Source organism: Oleiphilus sp. HI0123 (assembly GCF_001635315.1).
In genome coordinates, this window is record NZ_LWGE01000575.1 from 1 (window position 1) to 513 (window position 513).

1 pseudogene is annotated in these 513 nt (G+C 47.0%); it reads right to left on the reverse strand.

What is annotated here, in order from left to right:
* Positions 1-13: 13 nt before the first annotated feature.
* Positions 14-513: pseudogene (locus A3761_RS05270) on the reverse strand (hypothetical protein); the annotation flags it as partial.

Here is a 513-nt window from a genome sequence, read left to right on the forward strand (position 1 = left end):
GGAACTCCAGCACTTAGCGGTGTGGTTTGTGTTCTGAGTGAATATTGTCCGTATCCCAGGGCAATAGGCGGTAATGAGGTTGTGATTGGGCAAAATTCATAAAAGGGTATTTGATGATGTCGAAATAGGGGGAGTAATCGAAATCACTGGGGGTGCACAGTTTGGGGTTGCGTCGATAGATTTTTACTTCATGTTGCTCGCTGCGCTTGACCAAGGGAAGAATCGGATACTGAATTGAAGCAAAAGCCTCTGCGATCATTGTTGAGCAGACTGTCTTCGTTGTGGTGCCTACATGTGAGGTGAATAGGCTCGAGCGCCATTTTCGTGGCATCACTAGCCAGGGAAACAGAAAGCGTAGTAAATCGAAGATTTGGCGAATATCGTAGTCGGTACCAAGTCGGCCGACTGCGTAATTTATTACTTTTTGAGCATCGCCATAGGTTAAATCCCTAGGTCGGCAAATGCGCATATGCTCTCTATCGTAAGTTGATAGCGGCCTGACTAGCGTACCCA